General features: G+C 43.5%; 27 protein-coding genes and 1 pseudogene. All 28 read left to right on the top strand.

Annotation, left to right across the window (positions count from 1 at the left end):
- The first annotated feature begins 242 nt into the window (after positions 1-242).
- The gene (locus tag D2962_RS14910) at positions 243-1,973 is read left to right on the top strand and encodes a sigma-54 interaction domain-containing protein (protein ID WP_122015451.1); all 1,731 of its coding nucleotides are present in this window, start codon (positions 243-245) and stop codon (positions 1,971-1,973) included.
- A gap of 190 nt (positions 1,974-2,163) precedes the next feature.
- Positions 2,164-3,360: a transaldolase family protein gene (locus tag D2962_RS14905; protein WP_122015450.1), complete on the top strand. Its 1,197-nt coding sequence runs from the start codon at positions 2,164-2,166 to the stop codon at positions 3,358-3,360.
- Between the two features lie 55 nt (positions 3,361-3,415).
- Positions 3,416-4,231, top strand: coding sequence for a transketolase (locus tag D2962_RS14900; RefSeq protein WP_425456629.1), 816 nt, complete (start codon positions 3,416-3,418; stop codon positions 4,229-4,231).
- Positions 4,224-5,033 (top strand): transketolase family protein, encoded by an 810-nt coding sequence (locus tag D2962_RS14895; protein WP_222927574.1) that lies wholly within the window; start codon positions 4,224-4,226, stop codon positions 5,031-5,033. Before D2962_RS14900 ends, D2962_RS14895 begins: the two co-directional genes overlap by 8 nt.
- A gap of 150 nt (positions 5,034-5,183) precedes the next feature.
- Positions 5,184-5,642: pseudogene (gene rpiB / locus D2962_RS19740) on the top strand (ribose 5-phosphate isomerase B).
- 16 nt (positions 5,643-5,658) lie between these two features.
- Entirely contained in the window at positions 5,659-6,306 is a 648-nt protein-coding gene (locus D2962_RS14885) for an HAD family hydrolase (RefSeq protein WP_122015448.1), read from the top strand.
- A gap of 100 nt (positions 6,307-6,406) precedes the next feature.
- Entirely contained in the window at positions 6,407-6,697 is a 291-nt protein-coding gene (locus D2962_RS18205) for a PHP domain-containing protein (protein WP_222927573.1), read from the top strand.
- Positions 6,698-6,781: 84 nt separating this feature from the next.
- On the top strand, positions 6,782-6,925 hold the full coding sequence (locus D2962_RS18200; RefSeq protein ID WP_222927572.1) for a hypothetical protein: 144 nt from the start codon (positions 6,782-6,784) through the stop codon (positions 6,923-6,925).
- The gene (locus D2962_RS18195) at positions 6,925-7,350 is read left to right on the top strand and encodes a PHP domain-containing protein (RefSeq protein WP_222927571.1); all 426 of its coding nucleotides are present in this window, start codon (positions 6,925-6,927) and stop codon (positions 7,348-7,350) included. Before D2962_RS18200 ends, D2962_RS18195 begins: the two co-directional genes overlap by 1 nt.
- A 13-nt stretch (positions 7,351-7,363) precedes the next feature.
- Positions 7,364-8,005, top strand: a complete 642-nt coding sequence (locus D2962_RS18885; RefSeq protein ID WP_222927570.1) for a class II fructose-bisphosphate aldolase — start codon at positions 7,364-7,366, stop codon at positions 8,003-8,005.
- A 23-nt stretch (positions 8,006-8,028) separates the two neighbouring features.
- The gene (locus tag D2962_RS19975; protein ID WP_281273800.1) at positions 8,029-8,292 is read left to right on the top strand and encodes a class II fructose-bisphosphate aldolase; all 264 of its coding nucleotides are present in this window, start codon (positions 8,029-8,031) and stop codon (positions 8,290-8,292) included.
- Between the two features lie 57 nt (positions 8,293-8,349).
- A complete protein-coding gene (locus tag D2962_RS14870; RefSeq protein WP_122015447.1) occupies positions 8,350-8,718 on the top strand; it encodes an ARMT1-like domain-containing protein in 369 nt (122 codons plus the stop codon).
- Positions 8,719-8,767: 49 nt separating this feature from the next.
- Positions 8,768-8,947, top strand: a complete 180-nt coding sequence (locus tag D2962_RS19945; protein ID WP_425456628.1) for an ARMT1-like domain-containing protein — start codon at positions 8,768-8,770, stop codon at positions 8,945-8,947.
- A 253-nt stretch (positions 8,948-9,200) separates the two neighbouring features.
- Entirely contained in the window at positions 9,201-9,911 is a 711-nt protein-coding gene (deoC, locus tag D2962_RS14865) for a deoxyribose-phosphate aldolase (RefSeq protein WP_122015446.1), read from the top strand.
- Positions 9,912-9,983: 72 nt separating this feature from the next.
- Positions 9,984-10,775: an SDR family NAD(P)-dependent oxidoreductase gene (locus D2962_RS14860; RefSeq protein WP_122015445.1), complete on the top strand. Its 792-nt coding sequence runs from the start codon at positions 9,984-9,986 to the stop codon at positions 10,773-10,775.
- A gap of 34 nt (positions 10,776-10,809) precedes the next feature.
- Positions 10,810-11,766 carry a xylulokinase gene (locus D2962_RS14855; RefSeq protein ID WP_122015444.1) on the top strand — a complete coding sequence of 319 codons (957 nt, stop codon included), beginning with the start codon at positions 10,810-10,812 and terminating at the stop codon, positions 11,764-11,766.
- Positions 11,694-12,362 (top strand): FGGY-family carbohydrate kinase, encoded by a 669-nt coding sequence (locus D2962_RS14850; protein WP_122015443.1) that lies wholly within the window; start codon positions 11,694-11,696, stop codon positions 12,360-12,362. The genes D2962_RS14855 and D2962_RS14850 overlap by 73 nt, the downstream gene beginning before the upstream one ends.
- A 653-nt stretch (positions 12,363-13,015) precedes the next feature.
- On the top strand, positions 13,016-13,738 hold the full coding sequence (gene deoC / locus D2962_RS14845) for a deoxyribose-phosphate aldolase (RefSeq protein ID WP_122015442.1): 723 nt from the start codon (positions 13,016-13,018) through the stop codon (positions 13,736-13,738).
- 34 nt (positions 13,739-13,772) lie between these two features.
- Positions 13,773-14,168, top strand: coding sequence for a hypothetical protein (locus D2962_RS14840; RefSeq protein ID WP_122015441.1), 396 nt, complete (start codon positions 13,773-13,775; stop codon positions 14,166-14,168).
- 110 nt (positions 14,169-14,278) lie between these two features.
- Entirely contained in the window at positions 14,279-14,677 is a 399-nt protein-coding gene (locus D2962_RS14835; protein WP_122015440.1) for a Lin0368 family putative glycerol transporter subunit, read from the top strand.
- Positions 14,678-15,028: a Lin0368 family putative glycerol transporter subunit gene (locus tag D2962_RS14830; RefSeq protein WP_122015439.1), complete on the top strand. Its 351-nt coding sequence runs from the start codon at positions 14,678-14,680 to the stop codon at positions 15,026-15,028.
- Positions 15,029-15,397: 369 nt separating this feature from the next.
- Positions 15,398-15,997, top strand: coding sequence for a glycerol-3-phosphate 1-O-acyltransferase PlsY (gene plsY / locus D2962_RS14820; RefSeq protein ID WP_122015438.1), 600 nt, complete (start codon positions 15,398-15,400; stop codon positions 15,995-15,997).
- 231 nt (positions 15,998-16,228) lie between these two features.
- Complete coding sequence (locus D2962_RS14810; protein WP_122015436.1) at positions 16,229-16,840, top strand: glycerol-3-phosphate responsive antiterminator; 612 nt, start codon at positions 16,229-16,231, stop codon at positions 16,838-16,840.
- Positions 16,841-17,032: 192 nt separating this feature from the next.
- A complete protein-coding gene (locus tag D2962_RS14805) occupies positions 17,033-17,842 on the top strand; it encodes an MIP/aquaporin family protein (protein ID WP_122015435.1) in 810 nt (269 codons plus the stop codon).
- Between the two features lie 93 nt (positions 17,843-17,935).
- On the top strand, positions 17,936-19,429 hold the full coding sequence (glpK, locus tag D2962_RS14800; RefSeq protein ID WP_120767161.1) for a glycerol kinase GlpK: 1,494 nt from the start codon (positions 17,936-17,938) through the stop codon (positions 19,427-19,429).
- 395 nt (positions 19,430-19,824) lie between these two features.
- Entirely contained in the window at positions 19,825-21,345 is a 1,521-nt protein-coding gene (locus tag D2962_RS14795; protein WP_122015434.1) for an NAD(P)/FAD-dependent oxidoreductase, read from the top strand.
- Entirely contained in the window at positions 21,335-22,609 is a 1,275-nt protein-coding gene (locus tag D2962_RS14790) for an NAD(P)/FAD-dependent oxidoreductase (protein ID WP_120767128.1), read from the top strand. The genes D2962_RS14795 and D2962_RS14790 overlap by 11 nt, the downstream gene beginning before the upstream one ends.
- Complete coding sequence (locus D2962_RS14785; protein WP_122015433.1) at positions 22,599-22,964, top strand: DUF1667 domain-containing protein; 366 nt, start codon at positions 22,599-22,601, stop codon at positions 22,962-22,964. The genes D2962_RS14790 and D2962_RS14785 overlap by 11 nt, the downstream gene beginning before the upstream one ends.

Raw genomic sequence — 22,964 nt, 5'->3', positions numbered from 1 at the left:
CTTAGCCCTCCATTATTTCTTCTTATATTTTTGCAAAGGAGATTTTTTTTATTATATCAGAAGTATTAAAATAATATTCGGAACCTGTTCAAGACAATAAGATGTTTGCGTAAAAAGGTCTCTTTTTCGAGACCTTTTTTAGCTTTAATTATCGTAAAAATAAAGGATAAAAAGAAGAAATATTGAGCCTGATGTGATATAATATTTGTACTATATAAAAAATTTACCAGGGTGGTTTAATTATGAGGGAGATTGCCGCAAAACTTACTAACAAAAATGTGCTGATGGTAAAAGAACGGGAGTTTGACAGCAATACGGATAAAATTTATAACGGAGATTTTGAATATATTGTAATATTGGACAATAATAATTTGCCTGCCAAATTGTTTTCAGTCCGCAAAGACATGGACATAAAAAATCCTCTCGTTTTACCGTTTGAAGTATTGAACGAGGAAGATTACATTGATTTTGAAAAATATGATGGAGAAACTTTCGTTGCGGTGAATAAAGATAACATAATATCCGGCGTTATTACATATAAAGAGATCATTTCTTATATATTAAAAGCTTTAAAATCACTCGGAAACGAACTGGACCTTGTAAAGACCGACCTTGAAGCTTTTATGGCCTGCTCGGATGATTTAGCGTGCATCACCGACGGTTCCGGTTCAAAGGTAAGGATCAGTTCATCCTGCGAAAAATTATACGGCGTAAAGCCGGAAAGCCTCATAGGCAAAAACGTCAAAGACCTGGAAAAGAGCGGGATGTATCTTCCGTCGGCAACCCGGATGGTTATAGAAGAGAAAAAGCCGGTTACCGTCACTCAAAAAACCAAGACCGGCCGGAAATTACTGGTTACTGCTACCCCGGTTTTCGATGACCAGGGTAACATCAAGAGGGTAGTGAGCATATCCAAGGATATCACCGATGAGGAAAAGCTGAAAGCCGAACTAAAACTGACAAAGGCTCTTCTACAGAGGTATGAATGGGAATTATCTTCCCTCAGGATAGCCCACCTTAAAAATTCCGAAGTCATATATAGAAGCAAAGCCATGGAAAAACTTCTGGAAATGGTGAATAAGGTTGCAAATGTAGAGTCTACCGTCTTAATATACGGAGAAACGGGTGTAGGAAAAGAAGTTCTTGCAAAGTACATTCACAATATAAGTGACAGGAGTTCGGGCCCCTTCATCAAAATCAACTGCGGCGCAATCCCTGAGAACTTGCTGGAAGCCGAACTTTTCGGCTATGAAAAAGGAGCCTTCACGGGAGCAAGAAGCGAAGGCAAACCTGGCCTTATTGAAATCGCTGATAAAGGGACGCTGCTGCTGGATGAAATCAGCGAACTGCCCTTTTCGCTGCAGGTAAAACTGTTGAGAGTGCTGCAGGAAAGGGAATTCATCCGGGTGGGCGGAATAAAAACCATAAATGTGGATGTAAGGATAATTGCGGCATCCAATAAAGATTTAAAAGAACTGGTTAAGGATGGAAAATTCAGGCAGGACCTTTATTACAGGTTGAATGTGGTTCCCATTACCATCCCTTCATTGAGGGAGAGGCCCGAGGATATACCCATACTTGCCCATCATTTCTTAAGTATATACAATGAAAAATATGGCCGCTCAAAACAGTTAACCAATGAAGTGGTGGAAACCTTTATAAGGTATTCCTGGCCGGGCAATGTGAGGGAACTGGAAAATGTGATAGAAAGAATGGTGGTAATTTCCGAAGACAATCAGATAACGAGAAAGGATCTGCCAGGAGAATTTTTTAATAAGGAAGAAATGAGTCATCCCGCCGGAGTTTATGTTTCAAGACTGATGCCTTTAAAAGAAGCCAGCGCGCTGGTGGAGTATCAATTGATAAAACAGGCCATAGAAGAAGGCGGCAGCACATACAAGGCGGCCGAAATGCTGGGCGTGGACCAGTCCACAATAATAAGAAAACTGAAAAGGTATGAGGCCATGCTGTAATGCAATTTTGCAGTTAATGCGGCTGTTGATTGCATAAATCCATCATTCAATGTAAACATTCAACAATATTAAAACTGAATAATCTCTTGATATTAAAGCTCCTGCGCTTTTTAATGCAGGAGCTTTTCTTTTTGGCACGGATATTGCTTTGATATGACCTCAAGCAAACTATTATTCAGGAGGTCGTAAAATGGTACGAAACATTTACAATACCGGCGCTATGGAAAGACTTGGCCAAACATCCGGGGATATGGAACTCTGGTGGGATTCAAACCCCCTTGTATATGAAAAATGGTGTGAAAGTTTCATCGAATCCGCACCAGAAGATTTAAAAGAGCTGATTACCCTGCAATTAGCAAAAATGTGGGATGAAAAATCGGATCCGGCAAACTGGGTTTTCAGGGGGGTAACCACAAATCCGCCCCTCACCAAAGCAGTGTTTGACAAACTTAAAGATCAGTGGGAAAGGATAATTAGGGATTTAATACGGCAAAATCCCTGTATGGACTACAGGCAGATTGCCTGGGAAGCGTATAAAGAAGCCTGCAGAAGGGGCGCCGCGCGCTACATGCCTTTATTTGAAACATCCGGCTATAAGTACGGTTACGTTTCCGCTCAGGTAGATCCAAGGCTTCTTACTGATGCGAGGGAAATGGTAAGGCAGGGATTGGAACTGAAAGCCCTGCAGCCGAACATCATGGTGAAAATCCCGGCCACCAGGGCTGGAGTGCTGGCTATTTTTATTCTCACATCTCTTGGGGTCCCCACCAATGCCACCCTTTGCTTTACGCTGCCGCAGATAATGGCTGTGGCTGAAGCCGTAAAGCAGGGAAAAGAAACCGGAGAAAATTACGGAACGGATTATTCCAGATGGCGCTCGGTCATCACCATAATGATAGGCAGGTTCGAAGACGCCAAAATCTTTGCCGAACAGGCCTCGGAAAAAGGTATAGAATTGACTGAAAAAATGAAAAGATGGGCTGGGATTGCCATAACCAAAAAAGCCTGCCGGATACTGGCGGAAAGGAATTACCCCAGCAAGATGCTCGTAGCCTCCGGCAGGGTAAGTCCAAAGATAAATGATATCCAGTATATATGGCATATCGAAAAACTCGCCGGATGCAATCTGGTATTTACCATGAATCCCGAGTTAATAAAATCCTTTATGCTGCTCTATATGGATAGGCCGGTTGAAAATAGTAGCGGAGAACCCGTTCCGGACGATGTTTTGGAAAAACTCTTGAAGATACCGTATTTTGCGGAAGGTTACGGTGAGGATACCATCAAACCCGAAGATTTCGAAAAAATAGAACCGACCGTTACCACTTATAATCAGTTTTCAAAGGCCGTAATAGATTTGGAAAACTATGTGCAATCGTTGTTTTAGAGGGAGTGATCAAAATATGCCGCCTGTATATGAACCTTTGGAGGATGTCCATATCATAAGAGAGACTGCCGACAGAATCAGAAAGGATTCCATCTGGATGAGCACCAGGGCGGGGACCGGACATCTGGGGCCCGCACTTTCCCTGGCGGAAATCCTGGCTGTGCTGTATAAAGGCATAATGCGTTATGACCCGCAAAATCCAGGCTGGCCCAAAAGGGATAGATTCATCTTGAGCAAAGGCCACGGCTGCCTGGCGCTTTATTCCATCCTTTCGCAGGCGGGTTTTTTTGAGAGAAAACTACTAGAAGAATTTTGTTCAAAATATGACACCATGCTTCCGGGGCATCCCGAGATGAAGCTTCCGGGGGTTGAGGCCAACACTGGCTCGCTGGGGCACGGTATAGCCCTTGGTATGGGGATGGCGCTGGCGGCACGCATAGATGGAAGGGACAGCAGAGTTTTTGTAGTGACGGGCGATGGGGAGCTGCAGGAAGGAAGCAACTGGGAGGCCGCCATGACGGCTGCCCATCACAGACTGGATAATCTGATAGTGATAGTAGACAGGAATAAACTTCAACTGGGAGATTTTACGGAAAATATAAGTCAGCTGGAGCCTCTGGCGGACAAATGGAAGTCTTTTGGATGGGGCGTCAGGGTTGTGGACGGCCACAATATAGAAGAATTGCTTTCGACATTTAAACAGGTTCCTTTTGTTTGCGGCAAGCCCTCCGCCGTTATTGCCAGTACCATAAAAGGCAAGGGTTTAAAAGCGGCCGAAAATAAAATCGAGTGGCACTATAAGGTGCTGACTCGACAGCAGTATGAAGAATTAAAAAATGAACTGTCACTGGAGGAACTTGGCCATGAGTGAGATGAAAAAGTCTACCAGAACCTCATTTGCCGAAGCCCTAGTAAAAGTGGGGCAAGAAAACCTAAAAGTGGTGGCGGTGGCGGCGGATTCCGCATCGCGTTACGGCGACTTTGTGAAGAAATTTCCCGAACGAAGTTTTAATGTCGGTATAGCGGAGCAGACCATGATAGGCGTGGCAGCGGGCCTGGCACTATCGGGGAAGATTCCAGTGGTCACTTCTTACGCCAACTTTCTGACCTTCAGGGCCATAGAGCAGGTGCGCGTGGATATTGCCACCGGCGGGATGAACGTCAAACTGATTGGCACCGATACGGGCTTTTCATCGGCATGGCTGGGCTTTACACATCTCGCACTGGAAGACATGGCGGCTGTAAGGGCAGTGCCGAACATCGCTATAATAGACCCTGCCGATGCTGCGGAAGCCTATAAAGCGACAGAAGCGATCTTCGAGTATAAGGGCCCTGTTTATATGCGCTTAAGGGGGAGAAAAGAGGAGCCGCTGCTTCCGGTGGCTGAGAATAACTTTGAAATTGGAAAAGGACAAATTCTGACCAAAGGCGGCGATGTCGTTATTATCGCCTGCGGCGGAGCGGTATACGACAGTTTGAAAGCCGAAGAGGTTTTGCAATCAAAAGGTATTCATGCAACGGTAGTAAATATGTCTACCATAAGGCCTCTGGACGAAGAACTGCTAATGAAACTTACTTCATTCATAAAACATATCGTGACTGTCGAACATCACAATATAACGGGCGGTCTAGGAAGCGCCGTGGCGGAGTTTTCTGGCGGAAAACGGGCATAATGTAAGACTTATGAGAATGGGAGTGAAAAACAGGTTCGGCACCGCCGGTTCCGAAGAGATGCTAAAAAAGGAGTTCGGCCTGGATAGTGAAAGTCTGGCGGTAAAAGTAGAGAAATTTTTGAACAATAAATAAGATGGGGGTCAATAATTATGAAGATTATACTGGGTTCTGATCATCTGGGCTTTGAATTGAAGGAGATAATAAAACAGCATATACAATCAAAAGGGCTGGAGGTTACGGATATAGGAGTTTATGATAAAGCCCCGTCGATTATCCGGATATCGGCCTTGCCCTTGCGGAAAGAGTGAGCAGGGGAGATTATGACAGGGGGATTCTCATCTGCGGCACAGGTATCGGCATGGCCATCGTTGCCAACAAAGTCCCCGGCGTCAGGGCGGCCCAATGCCATGATGTATATTCGGCCGAAAGAGCCCGCAAGAGCAACGACGCCCAGATTATGACCATGGGTGCGCTGGTGGTGGGCACCGAACTTGCCAAAAAGCTGGTGGATGTCTGGCTGGAATCCGAGTTTCAGGGTGGCCGGGTCCTTGCCAAAGGTGGAAAAGATTAATAAAATAGATGTGAAATATCGGTGCAAAGTTGAATGAGAGGAGGACTGCAGTATTGAATATAAAAACTGTTATATTTGACCTGGATGGAACCCTGATAGATTCAAGAAAGGATATCGCGGTGGCCGCAAATAAAACACTGAGCGAGCTAAACCTTCCTACCCTGCCCGAGGACACTATAGCGAGTTTTATCGGCGGTGGAGTTGACATCCTTGTAAAACGCTGTTTGGGGGAGCAAAACATGCACAGGTTCGACGAAGTGTTGCAGAACTACAAAAATAATTACGGCCAGAGCTGCACTGTTTATACCACATTGTACCCCGGCGTAAAAGAGGTCCTGGAATTTTTAAAAAAAAGAGAAATGGAGATTGCCCTTGCTACAAATAAAGTAATATCATTAAGTGAAAAGATATTGGAACACCTGGGAGTAAGGAATTATTTTTCTGTAATGCTGGGGCCCGAACATGTAAAAAACAGGAAGCCGAATCCGGAGATAATAAATGTTTTGCTGGAGAAGATAAATACAAAACCGGAAGAGGCTCTATATGTGGGTGATTCAGAACTGGATATTTTGTGCGGCAAAAATGCAGGAACACATACATGTGCTGTGACATATGGCATTGCATCCATAGAATCTATCATTGAAGCAGATCCTGACTTCATTATTACCGATTTAAAAAAGCTTATTCTTTTATTAGCTTAGGGCACAAACTTTATATTGGGGACATTCCCCCGACTACTCCAGAAGCATACCCCAGAAGAGGAGGTGTGTCCCCTAACATTAACAAAGGAGGTGAGCACAGATGAGATATGACTGCGATTTGCACTGCCATACGATTCGCTCCGACGGCAACGATTCTCCGGAAGAGCTTATAGAAAATGCAACAAAAGCCGGCCTTAAAGTAATCGCTATTACCGATCATGACATACAGCCTCCGCTTTATATAGATACCTGCGACGGCAGAATTGATATAAAGGTTTTTGCGGCAAAAAAAAGCATAGACCTGGTGCTGGATATGAATTTTCGTGTGACACTTACGTGGATGATGTACACATCCTGGGATACCGGATGGACTGGGAAAGCCCGTTGTTGAAAGAGGAGGTGGAGAGGGCCCAAAAAAGCAAGTCCGAGGCCTACAGGGAATTGTGCAATATACTTACATCCAGGGGGATGCCGGGTGGATTACGAAAATGAGATATTAAAATATACTGATGAAAAAGGTGATATAAAATATAGAGATCCTGATGAAGTTCAGAGAAAGCATATATTTGAATTGATGGCTAAAAGGGTTATGCCCAGACCTGGAAAGATGCCAAGATAATGGTGAGGGATGATCCTGAATTAAATGTCCGGAGAAGAAAAATAGAGCCTTTTGACGCCATAGATTTGATAAAATCCTGCGGAGGCACGGCGGTACTGGCCCATCCTTTTCTGATAGATGATATAATTCAATATCCAGATGGCAGAAATATGACTAGAAGCGAATATATAGAGAGGCTAATAAACCATGGCCTTGATGGCATGGAGGCGTGCTACCCTTACAGCAAGACGAGTTATAAAGGAACATTAAAAGACATGGAAATCGAACAGTATGTAAAAAAAGAGTATTCGGGGAGAGTAAAATTTTTTACCGGCGGTTCGGATTATCATGCCGATCATAAAAAGGGTGCGGCAAATCCAAGATATCTCGGCGAAGGCGGTATTTCCATCCGGGAATTTGAAGACATAAGGGAATACATGATTTGAGGGAGTTGATAATATGCCTCTTGTAGACAGCAAGGCGATGCTGATATATGCGATGGAACATGAATTTGCTGTAGGCGCATTTAATGCCAACAACATGGAAATAGCCCAGGCCATAGTTGAGGCTGCAGAAGAAGAAAAAGCCCCTGTTATTGTTCAGATAAGCCAGGGAGCCATAGAGTATGCCGGTGAAAACTGCCTTTTTGCAATAGTAAAGGTATTGGCGGATAAAGCAAAAGTGCCGGTAGTTTGCCATCTGGACCACGGAGTGGATTTTCATACGGTCATCAGGGCACTGAGGGCAGGTTTTACATCCCTCATGTTCGACGGATCATCGCTTCCATTGGAAGAAAATGTGAGAGTTACAAAAAGCCTGGTGGAAATAGCTCATGCAGCGGCCATCCCGCTGGAAGCTGAAATCGGTAAAGTCCCCGATGCTGCAAAGGGGGCGCTGTCGCCTGAAGAAATAAAAAAATATCTTACAACGCCCGAAGAAGCCCTGGACTTCTTTGAAAGGACCGGAGTGGACTCACTGGCGGTTTCCGTGGGGAGCGCCCATAGAATGAAAGTCCAGTCGGCAGAGCTGGATATTGAAAGAATAGCCCGGATTCGGGAAAAGGTAAAGCGCCTCTCGTCCTCCATGGAGCGTCGGGAGTAAAAGATGACTCTGTTGTCAAGGCTATAAGGGCTGGAATAGCCAAGATAAACTTCGCCACAGAGCTCAATAAAGCCTTTACCGCCGGAATAAAACAAAAACTGTCTGACGATCCGGGCCTGGTGGATGTAAGAAAATACGGTTCTTTTGGCAAAGAGAATGTGAAAAAAGTAGTAAAAGAGAAAATATGGTTGCTTGATTCGACAAATAAAGCTGAAGAGGTATTAAAGTTTATCCAGGATAAAAAACTTATTGAAGATAAAAATGATAAATCAAAAATTGTAGAATAACTGGAGCCGTGACCCTTCTTTCGAAGGGTCTTTAATATAAAGAGGGGGAGATATCACATGAATATGGAAATAGACTGTATTAACTGCCAATTGCAACAAATTATTAGAACTATAAAAATAGCCGAAGAATCCGGACGGATGGAAATTATGTCGGATGCATTGAATCTATTATCAGAATTTGCAAAACAGAAAAATGTACCAGCTGCAGTTAGCACATATATGCAAAAATATATTTGTAAAAGGTTAAAATGTAAAGACCCTTACTATCACATAAGAGAAAAAAGCAATATTATAGCAAATAATCTTTTAAGCGAAATTAAGAAAGAAAGAACGGCCTTTTCCATAGAAGATCTATGCCTTTTATCTGCCGCCGGCAATTTAATAGATTTTGTGATTCACTGGATGATTGTAAATCAAGAATTATAGAGATTTTTAATAACAGATTTTTTATTAATGATATTTGTAAGCTTGATAAATTTTTAAGACAAAATTTGCTGAAGACTCTATTATCATCTCAAAAGGAATGGCAAATTATGAATGTTTTTCAACATATGACGTAAATATTCCTGTCATAGAAATTTTATTGGCAAAATGCCCAGTTATAGCAAATAGATTAGAAGTTCCGATAAATGCTCCTGTCGTTAAGTTGTTATAATTTATGAAATTTATTGAAGTCGTCTGCAATTATGCATCATTAGTTCAAGATAGATTTGCAAAAATGCATTGGCAGAATTTTGTTCATAACGTAAGTCGCCTGCTAAAACTATTACTTAATTTATTTTTAGTTTTGGTACAAAATTTGCAACATCAAAAAGCAGAGGAGGTGATATTAAAATTAAATCTTTTATAAGATAGGGCATAATCGAAACAATTTTTTATTAAAAGTTAAGAAAGGAGGAATCTTTTGCATGAAAATTGGCAATGTTGAACTTACAAGAGAAAAACTGGCGCAGATGATGGACTTTTCTTCCTTGAATCCAGATGTATCAGAGGAAGAAATTTTAAAATGCTGCGAAATCTCGAAAAAATATAATTTTAAAGGGTTTCATGTCAACCCGATCTGGGTACCAGTAGTGGCTAGAGAACTAGAAGGAACTGGTATAGAAACGGGATATGTCGTAAGTTTTCCTTTTGGAACTAACCCTACCAACTTAAAAGTTGCCGAAGCTGAATATGCAGCAAGTATTCTTAAAGATAAACCATGGGTTATCGATATGGTGACCAGTGTAGGAAAATTAAAAAGCAAGGATTATAAATATTACAAAAATGACATTGCGGAAGTTGCAAAAGTTGCACATGATGCTGGAGTGGAATGTAAAGCAATATTGGAAGTGCAATTATTGACGGATGAAGAAATTAAAATTGCCTGTCAATTAGCGGCAGAAGCAGGAGCCGATTGGGTAAAATCTTCCACTGGCAGACATGGAGGACCTACCCTGAAGCAGGTTAAACTAATGCGTGAAAGCTCGCCTCCCCATATAAAAGTAAAAGTTGCTGGCACAGGCAACTTCTGGACACCTATGGTAGCATTAGGTTGCATTTTAGCTGGGGCTGAAAGGATAGGCACAAGAAACGCACCATGGATAGTAGATGAATTATCGCAATTATTTAAACTTTGATATGCGAATTAAAAATAATTTTCAAAAGAAGTATCAAACTCAACCCATTTAGGTTTAGCAAATGTGAGTTGAGTGGGATACCAGTTAAAAAAGAAGGGAGTAGTTTTTAGGGAAATGGAATTAAAAGATAAAGTAAGTATTGTTACAGGTGGCGCTAGTGGAATAGGAAAACAAATAGCACTAACATATGCAAATGAAGGAAGTAAAGTAGCAATTATTGATATAAAAAAAGAAGAAGGAAATAAAACAATTGAAGAATTAAAAAAATATTCAGATAGCATTTTTATTCAGGCAGATATTTCTATCGTAAATAATATAGAAATGGCAGTAAATAAAATTATTAAATATTATGGTCAGATAGATATTTTAGTGAATAATGCCGGAATATCTATTCGAGCTGATGTGGATGCACTAACAGAAGAACAATGGGATTTGATCAATTCAATCAATTTAAAAGCCGCTTACTTTTTTTCTAAAGAAGTTTGTAAATTAATGAAAAAACAAAATTATGGAAGGATAATAAATATTGCTTCAGCCAGAAGTGTAATTGCTGATGAAACGCACTTAGGATATAGTGTAACAAAAGCGGGATTAGTAGCAATGACAAAAAGTTTTGCTGTAAGTCTTGCAAAAATACCAATATATGTTAATGCTATTTCTCCTGGTTATGTTTTAACTCCAATGACTTCGCATAACCTTGAAAATCCTTTATGGATGGAATGGTTAAAAAATAGAGTCCCATTGGGAAGATTTATAGAAATGCAGGAAGTAGCTAATATAGCATTATTTTTGGCTTCGGAAAAATCTAATGGAATAACAGGTCAAAATTTAATAATTGACGGTGGATGGGTAATAAGTCAATAAATAAATATAATTAAATAAAAGAAAGGTGATTTTTATGGCAAATAAGTATTTACTAGCGATTGATGCTGGAACCACCAGCGGACGCGCATGTATTTTTGATTTAAAAGGAAATTTAATTGCAAGCAGCGGTTCTGAATACCCAGTTTATTCACCAAAACCCGGCTGGTACGAACAGAATTGTGAAGAAATGGCAAAAGTTTTATATAATTCATGCAAAGAAACAATAAGCAAATCGGGGATTAAACCGGAGGAAATTGCGGGAATAGGCTTATCAACACAGGGTGCAGCCTTTGTTCCAGTAGATAAAGACAATAAAATTGTAAGACCATGTATCGGGTGGCAGGATGAAAGAGGAAAATTGATGTTTGATAAAATGAGAGGAAAAATATCTGCCGAAGAATATTATAAAATTACAGGTATACCTTTCTGTACGCCAACTTATTCTATTTCAAAAATATTATGGATCAAAGAATATGAAAAAGAAAATTATGAAAAGACTGCATGCTTTGCTGTACATCAGGATTATTTTTTAACAGCATTTGGAGTCGAAGATCATTATGCTGACATTTCATCAGCTTCTAGATATGGCTTTTTTGATGTGGATAATGGAAAATATAGTGAAAAAATAATGAATATATTTGAAATAACAAAAGAAAAATTGCCTAAGATAGTGGCTGGCGGTACCATTGTTGGTAAAGTAAGTAAAAAATTATCGGAATTAACTGGAATAGCAGAAGGTACACCCATTTGTGTTGGAGCTATGGATGTAAACGCTTCGGTTTTAGGTTTAGGTGTTATTAAAGAAGGAATGGCGGGTACCATTTTGGGGACATATGGAACTTGTATCGCCTTTTCGCCGAAACCTGTTAGAGATCCTGATGGGAAAATGGTAGTTATGGGAAATGTAGGTACTAATAAATGGACAATGGAAGGCGCATCTTTGGCTGCAGCAAGCAGTCTCAATGGTTTAGAGATACATTTTGTGATTTAGAGATAGCGATTGGAAGATTAACAAAGGAAAATGCATATCAAATTATCGATAAAGAAGTAGATTTGAGTAAATGCGGCTCAAAGGGGTTATTATTTATACCACATCTGGCATCAGCAGGAAGCCCACGAAATAATGAAAATGCAAGAGGAGTTCTCTTTGGATTATCTTTTAACCACACAAAAGCGGACATAGCCAGAGCGGTAATGGAAGGAATTTGCCTAGAAATTAAAGATATGATTAAAGCAGAAGAAAAGGCAGGAATAAAAATAGAACAATTGAGGATAGCTGGTGGTGGTACAAAATCTAAAATATGGAATCAGATTCAAGCTGATGTTTATGGTAGGCCGGTTCAAACTGTACAGACTTCTGAAAATGCTTCTTTAGGTGTTGCTATGTTAGCAGGTATAGGAGTTGGTATATTCAAAGATATATATGAAGCTGCAGAAAATATGATACATGTAACAGGGGAATATCAACCAAATAGCGAGAATAAAAAAGTATATGATGAGCTTTATGAGATATATGATTCTGTATATCAGGGAATAACAGAAAAAGGCGCATATAATAAAATAGTTAATTTACAAAATAATATTTGACATTTTGATGTAGAAAGTCATAAAAGTAGCATGCAACGGCTAAAGGTACCATGCGAAATGCAGGTTGACTTTATAGCGGTAAGTTGAACGGTTTGGTGCCGGGCCGTTGCTGCTACCGGGCAAGGCAGTGTATAGATAGTGAGTGAAATATTCATCTAGTAATGTCTAACCAACAGCTAACAACTAGTCTTTGGAGTGTGCCAGGCAACTGCTGGGATATAAGCGTAGGACAGCGATACAGCGGACCGAAAGCGAAATTTGAAGAGAGTGGTCCACGAAATCACCAAACGTGAAGGTCGATGCTGCTAGAAAGTGTAATACTAGAACAATCGGGATGATAAGACTGTCTTAGCTTTCCCGTGGTCGGAGACCTTGACACGCTGGATATTGCCCTAACAAGGTAACCCGGGAGACTCTGTTGGCTCTATCAGAAGGAATATGGCCGACAAAACCAACTTCGTAGTAGATACAGACATCAGAGGATTCTTTGACAACGTCGACCATTAATGGATGATGAAATTCCTGTGCTATCCAACAGGAAACAAAAACTTCGTCCGACTAATAAAGAGATTCTTAATAGCTGGAATAATGGAAGAAGGTAAATACCCATAAATTAAATTAAAGATAAGCTACAAAGAAAGGAGATGCGAATCATGGTTGATCTTTCCAAAATGGATAAAAAAGCAGTGGCAAAGCTTTTTGACTTTTCTGTACTTCCGAAAAATACTAGGGAAGAAGATATCCGCAGGGGGTGTGCGTTGACCCGCCAGTATGGTTTTGCGGCCTTCTATAGTTCCAGTGCTTACTGGACACCCATAATAAAAGAGGAATTGGCAGTAACTGATGTGGAAATAGGTACAGGCATAGCCTTTCCTTTTGGAAGTGCACCATCAACTGTCAAAGCTTTCGAGACAGAAGATGCAGTACGCCGGGGATGCACAGCGGTAGATATGGTCATGAACATCGGTGCTTTAATGGATAAAAGATATGATGTTATAAGACAGGAACTAAAAGATTTTAAAAATGCTGCAGGCAGTGCGGTTACCAAGTGCATTTTGGAGGTCAATTTCCTGAAAGATGAAGATATAGTGGCAGCATGTAAACTCATAGCCGAATGCGGTATTCAGTTTGCCAAAACGTCTTCTGGCCAGTTTGAAGGCCCCAGTCTTGAACAGTTCTTGCTTATGCGAGACACCCTTGCGGGCACTGGTGTAAAACTGAAAGTGGCCGGCGTCAAATTCCCCCGGCCGCAGAATGCCTATGTGTTTATCATGGCAGGCGCTGACCGTATCGGAACCCGTGCGGCACCGGAAATAGTCGACTCCCTGGATAAGATGAGAGAGATCGGTGTCATACCAAAGTTATTAGTTCAATAAGAATCTTAAGGAGGTCCTTACTTTCATCGGCAGGTTGAAGGATACAGACTACGACTTATACACCAGTGATATAGCAGAAGTGGTAAAAGTAGGTCATGAGGCGGGTATCGAGGTAAAGGCTATTTTAGAAGTTGCCATGCTTACCGATGATGAGGTTAAAGCAGCCTGTGAGTGTGCTGTAAATGCTGGTGTTGATTTTGTCAAAACATCTACAGGCCGCGGTGGCAATCCTTCTATCAAGCATGTAAAAATCATGCGATCTTCTGTACCTTACAACGTAGGTGTAAAGTTTTCTGGTTATGGCAGCTATAACTCGGCGCAGTTGACCATTATGGCTTTAGCTGCAGGTGCAACTCGGTTAGGTACGAGAAGGGCTCCAGAAATCATAGACGAAATTGAGGCTTATTTTAAAGAACTAATAATTGAATAAATTTTGTATATAAAAATTTAAATATATTTAAAAATATATCAAATCCGGCCGTTCCGCATATAAAATTTACGAAACGGCCGGTAGATCATAAAAAGGAGGTTAAAAAACATATGAACTGGAACCGTATATTTTTGGGCGCATGCACAGGAGCCTTTGCCGGATACGGTGTTTTCACCATCTGGCCGTCATCCCTGGCGCGCTGGAGCTGGCTTGGAGGCTGGCTGGCAGCAGGTATCATCATTACAACAGGATGGTGGGTAAACCATTATCTCAACGCCATGCCAAATAAAAATGACGGAGCATGGGTGGATATGGCGTTGCCCATATGGCTTTCATCTTTTTTAGGTGGCAATGTCCAGCTTACTGTTGACAAAGGTCTGGTGAGAGTGGCATACGGTGTATTTCATGGGGCAAACATAGCTGGTGCCTTCCCCACTATAATACTGGAACTTGTAGGGGCCACCATCGGTGGATTCTTGCTCTACAAATACAGAAGGAGTGATGTATAGATGTGGACCTGGCAGCATGCAATAACTACCATTTTTGGAGCCGCTATATTTCCGATTGCTGTTGGAATAATATGGGGCAAACTGGCGGAAGAATACAAGACTCTCGGCGGATTATTGGCAGGTTTGTTTGTGGTAGGTACAGTGTGGCTTTTAAACCACGGAATTGGGTTGCTTTATGAGCCCCAGATGAGCGGTAACCTGCCGGGGCCATGGAGCGACCAGGCTTTAACCTGCTTCTGGGGATTGTTCGTGGCGGATTTATTTGCGGGCAAGAAGTTTAACTGGGAAGTCATACTCACCGGAATTCTTGGCGGCATCCTGGGAGGAATATTATTGTTTGCAACAGTCTAAATTTAAAAACATATAAGGAAGAATATATAATGATAACAACCCCGTATTATTTTACGGGGTTGTTACCGTTCTGGCAGGAATCCCGGAGGTTCATTACAACTGTTCAGAGGAGGCGTACCGGGAGAATGGAATATTATCGGATGTACCCTTGCTGCAGATGGGCCATTCAAGTGGTTGAGAGATTCATTAGGTCTTGAAGAAAAAATTATAGCAAACCTTAGCGGTGATGATGCTTATAATATATTGGTAAATGAAGCAATGCAGGTGGAAGTTTTGTCCTGACATTTTTTCGGTTGACTGTCGACGGCAAAAGGGATATAATATTACCAGAATTCTAAAAATAAATTAATATTACAAAAGGTGAGGGCGATGGCAAAGTATATTATATCCCTCATAGCAAGTTACTTTATCGGGTCAATATCAACGGCTTATTTGGTCTCTAAAAATATTTACAAAGTTGACATACGCCAGTACGGCAGCAAAAATCCCGGTTCCACCAATGTTCTCCGGGTGCTCGGAGCAAAACCGGCCGCAGTTGTTTTTATCATGGACCTATTGAAAGGCCTTCTTGTGGTGCTGCTGGCCCGCTATATCGGCGGTGAGAATCTGGCTCTTTTGTGCGGGCTGGCGGTGGTTGTGGGGCACGATTGGTCTGTCTTTTTAAAGTTCAACGGTGGAAAGGGGATAGCCACCAGTTTGGGAGTGGTGCTGGGAATTTCTCCTGCTGTCGCATTGTGGGTTCTTATTGCCGGTGTTGTTGTAATCATTCTTTTCAGGTTTGTATCCCTCGGATCTATTACAGGTGCGGTTTTATTTCCTATATTACTTATCATATTTAATTATCCAGCAAAATTTTTATATTTTGGATTGGCACTCGCCGCTATGGGCGTCTGGCGGCACAGAAGCAATATAAAAAGGCTCATTTCGGGGACTGAGAATAAGATTGGCCGGAAAAGCAAGACAGGTTAATTCTTGTGAAAGGATGCTGCATACCGGGTAAAATATATCAAAATATCAATGTCGAATTTATGACTATTGATATTTTTTACCAGGCAGGCATGGAAATCTCAAATAAATACAGGCTTCTTATCATGGCATGTATCTTGCAATATAAAAATTTAAGAAATATCCAATTACACACTCATTATAAAAATATATATCAGATTCATAATTTGAAAATTCGTATCAGAAGGTGATTGTTTGGGGGATGTTTTATCGGATATAAAAAAATGTCCCATTATAGCTGCAATAAGGGATATAGAAAAGGTCGATGCAGCCTTAGAAAAGCCTCTTCGCTGTCTCTTTCTTCTGACGGGCAACATATTGAACATTAAATATGCGGTGACACACATTAAAAAGGCCGGAAAACGTGCTTTCGTCCATCTTGACCTCCTCGAAGGCATAAGTAAGGACGGCATGGGAATCAAGTACATTGCGGAGGAAGTCAAACCCGACGGAATCATTACTACCAGGGGAAATCTTATAAGCAGCGCCAAAAGCGAAGGGATATTTACAATTCAAAGAGTGTTCATCCTCGACAGTCTGGCAAAGGATACCGCCGAAAAATCCATAAACCAGGTGGACCCCGATGCTGTTGAGATACTGCCTGGTGTTATACCAAAAATAATTAACAAGATTCATAGCGAAGTGCATTATCCGGTAATAGCGGGCGGCCTTATTGAAACTCTGGATGAAGTGAAGGCGGCGCTGAAGGAAGGAGCTCTGGCGGTGTCGGTCAGCAAAGAGGGATTGTGGGATGAGATCCCATACGAGGACTTGGAGAAAAGGAGAAAGTCCTCCTCGGGCAGATAGTGTATTTACTATTTGCGTGGGGAGGATTTTTAATTTGGGCAAAAGGAGGTGAGTTTATACTGTTGTCTACACAAATAAACTGGAAGGGGAGGGATCGGCCAAACCTGCAGAATAATTTATCGGATTTTTGAAAAGGATTGATATCTTACGTTATTATGGAAAATCAATTAAAAGCAAAAGGGGGATTTATAAATGAAAAGGGACACTTTAATGCAGGAACTCTGGGCAGAGTTCTTCGGAACTGCAATCCTTATCATTTTCGGCTGCGGTGTTGTTGCAAACGTCATTTTTGCTCCGCGACTTAACGGCTTCGGTATTTTCAAGACCGGTGCAGGCTATGACTGGAATACCATAAATGTGGGCTGGGCTTTTGCGGTGACCATGGCGGTTTACGTGGCGGGCGGAATAACCGGCGCCCATCTTAATCCCGCAGTGACTCTGGCGGCTGTGTTGCGCCGTGGAATGAATTTCGGTAAAGCTATAGGATACTGGATTGCCCAGGTGCTGGGAGCTTTTGTCGGAGCTTTTATTATCCACAAAATATATCTTGGAAACTTCATAAAAGACGGATATATGAACATATTTTATACCGGTGCCGCCAACGATGCATACAGTATTGGAAACAGCATCTTTGCTGAAATCGCTGGCACATTTTTCCTGGTACTCTTCATATACGCTATTGTTGACAGCGTATACAATCTGGGCCCCGGTGCCAATCTGTGGCCGCTGCTGGTGGGTTTTGCGGTATATTCCATAGGCCTTTCTCTGGGCGGACCTACCGGATATGCCATAAATCCGGCCCGTGACTTCGGTCCCAGATTGTTTGCGGCCATGATTGGCGATCAGGGAGCATTCTCGGGCAGCTACTGGCTGCTGGTACCAATAGTAGGCCCATTGATAGGCGGTCCGCTCGGCGCTTATGCTTACGACTACCTTGTTTCGCCCTTCCTGCCGAAGAAGATGGAGGAGAGCCTTAAGGCCGACAAATCCATGAAGGCTTAATTTCCCTGGCTCCGGTTTCTAAGAATTGTTCTTGCCCTCGTGGATTGCAATAAATAAAAATCTTAAGTAAAATTAAAGGGGAGGTTTGTTTACATGGCAAAGTATGTCATGGCCCTTGATCAGGGAACCACCAGTTCGCGGGCGATCATTTTCGACGAAAACGGTTCGATTGTAAGCGTGGCCAACAAGGAGTTCACCCAGATTTACCCCAAACCCGGCTGGGTGGAACACGATCCGATGGAAATCTGGGGGACTCAGATAGGCGTAGCGAAAGAAGTCCTGGAAAAAGCCGGCATTTCGCCCGAAGATATCGCCGCAATCGGCATCACCAATCAGAGGGAAACCACCATAGTATGGGATAAAAACACCGGCAAACCGGTATACAATGCCATAGTGTGGCAGTGCCGCAGGACAGCTCCCATTTGCGATGACCTGAAGAACAAGGGCCTTGCCGAAACCATCCGCAAGAAGACCGGTCTGGTAGTGGATGCATATTTTTCCGGCACCAAGGTGAAATGGATCCTCGACAATGTGGAGGGGGTAAGGGAAAAGGCTGAAAAGGGCGAAGTAATTTTTGGAAACGTGGATACATGGCTAATCTGGAACCTGACCGGAGGTAAGGTTCACGTTACCGATTACAGCAACGCTTCCCGCACCATGCTCTTCAACATTCATAAGCTGGAATGGGATGAGGATATATTAAAGGAATTAAACATACCGAAAGCGATGCTGCCGGAACCCAAACCTTCAAGCCATATTTACGGCAAAACCAGCAAAGAGGTATTCGGCGCCGAAGTTCCCATCGCCGGGGATGCGGGCGATCAGCAGGCGGCACTGTTCGGCCAGGCGTGCTACAGCGCCGGTATGGCCAAGAACACCTATGGCACCGGCTGCTTCATGCTCATGAACACCGGCGAAAAGGCGGTGGAATCCAAGAGCGGTCTTCTGACGACGATTGCGTGGGGAGTTGACGGAAAGGTCGAATACGCTCTGGAAGGAAGCATATTTATTGCCGGAGCCGTAGTCCAGTGGCTGCGGGATGAGCTCAGGATCATAGACAATTCTGCTCAGAGCGAAGAATACGCCACAAAGGTGGACGACAACAACGGCGTATATCTGGTTCCCGCTTTTGTGGGCCTGGGTGCGCCATACTGGGATATGTACGCCCGTGGCACCATAGTAGGCCTCACCAGAGGCGCCAAGAGAGAACATATCATCAGGGCAGCTCTTGAATCAATTACCTATCAGACCCGGGACGTTCTGGAAGCCATGCAGAAGGATTCCGGCATAACCCTTACCAACCTGAAGGTGGACGGAGGAGCCGTTGCCAACAACTTCCTGATGCAGTTCCAGTCCGACATACTGGGAGTTCCGGTTTCAAGGCCTAAAGTAATCGAGACCACGGCGCTGGGTGCGGCTTATCTCGCGGGTCTTGCCACGGGATACTGGGGAAGCAGGGAAGAAATTGCCGCCAAGTGGCAGATCGACAGAGTCTTTAAACCGGACATGGATGAGGGCAAACGCAACAGTCTCTACAGCGGATGGAAAAAAGCCGTCAAGAGGGCTATGGAATGGGAAAAGGAATAAGCGGCTAAAAACTTTAATTATCTTTTGCTGGTGCTGTGGTTTTTTGCTCGCTCCAAAGTTCGCACCGACAGCACCGCGGCTTGCTTCGGACCGGACTAGCAGCATTGCAAATGCGGCACGGAACTAAAAATGTTATAAGAAACTCTTTATATTTAAAAGTGTGTTTATACTGTTATATGTCACTTTAATCTGCCGCTGGTTTCATGCTGCTGTCCGGTTACCCTCGCAGCGCCGGGTGCTGTTTGCGGTGCTGCACAAGTCGCTTGCTAAAAAACCACAGCACCAACCTGCTGAAAGTTTTTATATCAAAGTATTGAAGAAAGATGCGTGGAGGAGATGAGGAGAACCACACTCTTTGAAGGGGTGTGGTTTTCCTTTTTTTAGGAGGGATTTTAATGTATGATGCGGTAATTATCGGCGGCGGCGTGACGGGCTGCATGATAGCAAGAGAACTGTCAAGGTATGATATAAAGGTTATACTGCTGGAAAAAGAGGAGGACGTAGCCTGCGGTACCAGCAAGGCCAACAGTGCTGTCATCCATGCGGGATTTGACGCCAAGCCGGGCACCTGGAAGGCGAAGATGAATGTGAGGGGAAATGTCTTATTCCCCGGAATTTGCGACGAGCTGGATGTGCCGTATATAAACAATGGTTCACTGGTGGTGGCCGTTGAAGACGGTGAAATCAAGATCCTTGAGAAATTGCTGAATCAGGGCAGGGTAAATGGCGTTCCGGGCCTTGAGATCATAGGGCATGACGAGTTGATGAAAATGGAGCCCAATCTGAACACAAAAGTAAAAGCGGCGCTTTATGCCCCCACGGCGGGAATTGTATGCCCCTACGAATTTACTATAGCTCTGGCGGAAAATGCCGCTATAAACGGCGTGGAATTCAGGTTCAATTCTCCCGTGATCGAAATTGCGGCGGAAGACGGCGGCTTTATTGTAAAAACCCCGCATGATTTTGTAAAAACACGGTTTGTAATAAATGCCGCGGGCCTTTTCTCCGATGAAATTTCAAAAATGGCCGGAGCGGAAGAATATACAATTACTCCCCGAAAAGGAGAATATCTCATATTTGATAAAAAATTCGGTTCCCTCATAAAGAAAGTCATATTCCCCACCCCTTCGGAAATATCCAAGGGCATTCTGGTATGTCCCACGGTGGACGGAAACATTTTCATAGGCCCCAATTCCAACGATATCAGAGACAAAACCGATGTTGGCGTGACCCGGGAAGGCATCGAAGAGATTATCGAGGGAGGGAAAAAGCTTGTCCCCGAGCTGCCTCTGTCGGGAGTGATAACTTCTTTTGCGGGACTTCGGGCCGTTTCCAATACCAACGACTTTATTATTGAAGCGTCCAGAAAGGTAAAGGGCTTTGTCAATGTGGGCGGGATCCAGTCGCCGGGATTCACTTCGGCTCCGGCTATAGCGGAAACCGTAATCGAGATTCTGAAGGAAGAAGGTATGGATTTAAGAGAAAAACCGGGTTTTGTACCGACACGACCCAGAAAGTATCGCTTCCGGGAAATGGACAATTTGACGCGGCAGAAGCTGATAGAAGAAAACCCCGCCTTCGGTCATGTGATATGCCGCTGTGAAACCGTGACGGAAGCGGAAATAGTGGATGCCATAAGAAGGCCGCTGGGGGCGAAAAGTCTGGATGGAATCAAGCGGCGGACCAGAGCCGGCATGGGAAGGTGTCAGGGAGGCTTCTGCTCATCCAGAGTGCTGTCTATCCTGGCGAGGGAGCTTAAGATAGATCCCCTGCAGGTGACCAAGTGCGGCCCGGGCTCGGAGATTTTAAAAGGTGGCTATAAAGAATTTATTGCAGAAAAGGACATGGATGAATATTTAAACACTGTAGAAGTTGAAAGCCTCAGCTGGAAAGGCGGTGCGACAAATGCTTTATAAGGATTTGGTAATAATCGGCGGCGGTCCGGCGGGGCTTGCCGCGGCTCTGGAGGCCGCTGAACAGGGCGTAAAGGATGTTATGATAGTCGAAAGGGATTCAGGCCTCGGGGGCATACTGCAGCAGTGCATACACAACGGTTTCGGGCTGCACGTATTCAAAGAAGAACTCACGGGGCCGGAGTACGCCCAGAGATTCATCGATAGGCTGGATAACGCCGGAATTGAAGTTTTGCTGGATACAATGGTGATTGAAATCACGCCGGACAAAAGAATATTTGCCGTAAATAGCGAAAAAGGCGTTCTGGAGATTCAGGCAAAAGCGGTGATCCTGGCCATGGGTTGCCGTGAACGCACCCGGGGAGCCCTTAACATCCCGGGATTCAGGCCCGCGGGAATCTTCACCGCCGGGACGGCCCAGAGATATGTGAACATTGAAGGTTACATGCCGGGAAAAGAGGTAGTAATTCTGGGTTCGGGAGACATCGGCCTCATCATGGCGAGAAGGTTTACGCTGGAAGGAGCCAGAGTAAAATGCGTCCTTGAAATAATGCCCTATTCCAACGGCCTGACCAGAAACGTGGTACAGTGCCTGGAAGATTATGGAATACCACTCAGGCTGAGCCATACTGTAATAGATATCCATGGCAAAAAAAGAGTGGAGGGAGTTACCGTAGCGAAGGTCGATGAAAACCTGAAACCGATCCTGTCGACTGCGGAATTCATATCCTGCGACACCCTGCTGCTATCGGTGGGATTGATACCCGAAAATGAACTCACAAAGATGACCGGCGCCGATTTTGATGCTAACACCCAGGGGCCGATGGTGAATCAAAGGATGGAAACCTCCTGCGAGGGGATTTTTGCCTGCGGCAATGTGTTGCACGTTCATGATTTGGTGGACTTTGTAACGATGGAAGCAAAATTTGCGGCCAGAGGAGCCGCCCAGTACCTGAAAGAAAAAGATGGGCCGTGCCGGAAGATGTCCGTCATAGCGGGCGAAGGCCTGAGATATGTTCTTCCGCACGCTGTCGGCGTAGAAAAAATGCTCGATGAAAAACAGAACTTTTTCATGAGAAGCATAAAACCCATGAAAAAAGCCAGACTTTCAATTCAATCCGAAAACGGAACTATAAAAACCAGGATGCTTTCATATGTGAAACCCAGCGAAATGATAAATATTGAACTTAACAAATCTGAAATATCAAAAGCTGCCGGCCATCTGAAATTTATCCTTCAGGAAGAAGGTGCTTCCGATGAGCGATAAAAAAAATGTGACATGCATAATATGTCCAGTAGGATGCCGAATAGAGGTGGAGATTGAAAATGGAAATATTCTGAACCTGAGCGGTTATCGCTGCAGGCGGAGCCTTCAATATGTAAAAGACGAAGTGACGTCGCCGAAGAGAATTCTGACAACAACGGTCAGGTTAAAGGCAAAGGGCGCTCATGTTTTGCCTGTCCGCACACGGGCTCCGATTCCGAAGTCTCTGTTGAAAGAAGCCATGAAAGAACTTAAAAGCGTATCAGTTGCCATACCTGTGAAGATGGGCGACGTAGTTTTAAAAGATGTGGCGGGTACCGGAGTGGATGTAGTAGCCTCGAGAAGCTGGACTGAATAA

The sequence above is a fragment of the Biomaibacter acetigenes genome, assembly GCF_003691585.1.
GTDB classification, from domain to species: domain Bacteria; phylum Bacillota; class Thermosediminibacteria; order Thermosediminibacterales; family Tepidanaerobacteraceae; genus Biomaibacter; species Biomaibacter acetigenes.
The sequence above is the reverse complement of the archived record's forward strand: the minus strand, read 5'-3'. Positions and strand labels throughout refer to the sequence as shown.

What these genes read in the sequence shown, in the direction of transcription:
- D2962_RS14910 (WP_122015451.1), top strand. Translation starts at nt 243, where the DNA reads ATGAGGGAGATTGCCGCAAAACTTACTAACAAAAATGTGCTGATGGTA.
- D2962_RS14905 (WP_122015450.1), top strand. Translation starts at nt 2,164, where the DNA reads ATGGTACGAAACATTTACAATACCGGCGCTATGGAAAGACTTGGCCAA.
- D2962_RS14895 (WP_222927574.1), top strand. Translation starts at nt 4,224, where the DNA reads ATGAGTGAGATGAAAAAGTCTACCAGAACCTCATTTGCCGAAGCCCTA.
- D2962_RS18205 (WP_222927573.1), top strand. Translation starts at nt 6,407, where the DNA reads ATGAGATATGACTGCGATTTGCACTGCCATACGATTCGCTCCGACGGC.
- D2962_RS18195 (WP_222927571.1), top strand. Translation starts at nt 6,925, where the DNA reads ATGGTGAGGGATGATCCTGAATTAAATGTCCGGAGAAGAAAAATAGAG.
- D2962_RS18885 (WP_222927570.1), top strand. Translation starts at nt 7,364, where the DNA reads ATGCCTCTTGTAGACAGCAAGGCGATGCTGATATATGCGATGGAACAT.
- D2962_RS14870 (WP_122015447.1), top strand. Translation starts at nt 8,350, where the DNA reads ATGAATATGGAAATAGACTGTATTAACTGCCAATTGCAACAAATTATT.
- deoC (WP_122015446.1), top strand. Translation starts at nt 9,201, where the DNA reads ATGAAAATTGGCAATGTTGAACTTACAAGAGAAAAACTGGCGCAGATG.
- D2962_RS14855 (WP_122015444.1), top strand. Translation starts at nt 10,810, where the DNA reads ATGGCAAATAAGTATTTACTAGCGATTGATGCTGGAACCACCAGCGGA.
- D2962_RS14850 (WP_122015443.1), top strand. Translation starts at nt 11,694, where the DNA reads ATGGACAATGGAAGGCGCATCTTTGGCTGCAGCAAGCAGTCTCAATGG.
- deoC (WP_122015442.1), top strand. Translation starts at nt 13,016, where the DNA reads ATGGTTGATCTTTCCAAAATGGATAAAAAAGCAGTGGCAAAGCTTTTT.
- D2962_RS14835 (WP_122015440.1), top strand. Translation starts at nt 14,279, where the DNA reads ATGAACTGGAACCGTATATTTTTGGGCGCATGCACAGGAGCCTTTGCC.
- D2962_RS14830 (WP_122015439.1), top strand. Translation starts at nt 14,678, where the DNA reads ATGTGGACCTGGCAGCATGCAATAACTACCATTTTTGGAGCCGCTATA.
- plsY (WP_122015438.1), top strand. Translation starts at nt 15,398, where the DNA reads ATGGCAAAGTATATTATATCCCTCATAGCAAGTTACTTTATCGGGTCA.
- D2962_RS14805 (WP_122015435.1), top strand. Translation starts at nt 17,033, where the DNA reads ATGAAAAGGGACACTTTAATGCAGGAACTCTGGGCAGAGTTCTTCGGA.
- glpK (WP_120767161.1), top strand. Translation starts at nt 17,936, where the DNA reads ATGGCAAAGTATGTCATGGCCCTTGATCAGGGAACCACCAGTTCGCGG.
- D2962_RS14795 (WP_122015434.1), top strand. Translation starts at nt 19,825, where the DNA reads ATGTATGATGCGGTAATTATCGGCGGCGGCGTGACGGGCTGCATGATA.
- D2962_RS14790 (WP_120767128.1), top strand. Translation starts at nt 21,335, where the DNA reads ATGCTTTATAAGGATTTGGTAATAATCGGCGGCGGTCCGGCGGGGCTT.
- D2962_RS14785 (WP_122015433.1), top strand. Translation starts at nt 22,599, where the DNA reads ATGAGCGATAAAAAAAATGTGACATGCATAATATGTCCAGTAGGATGC.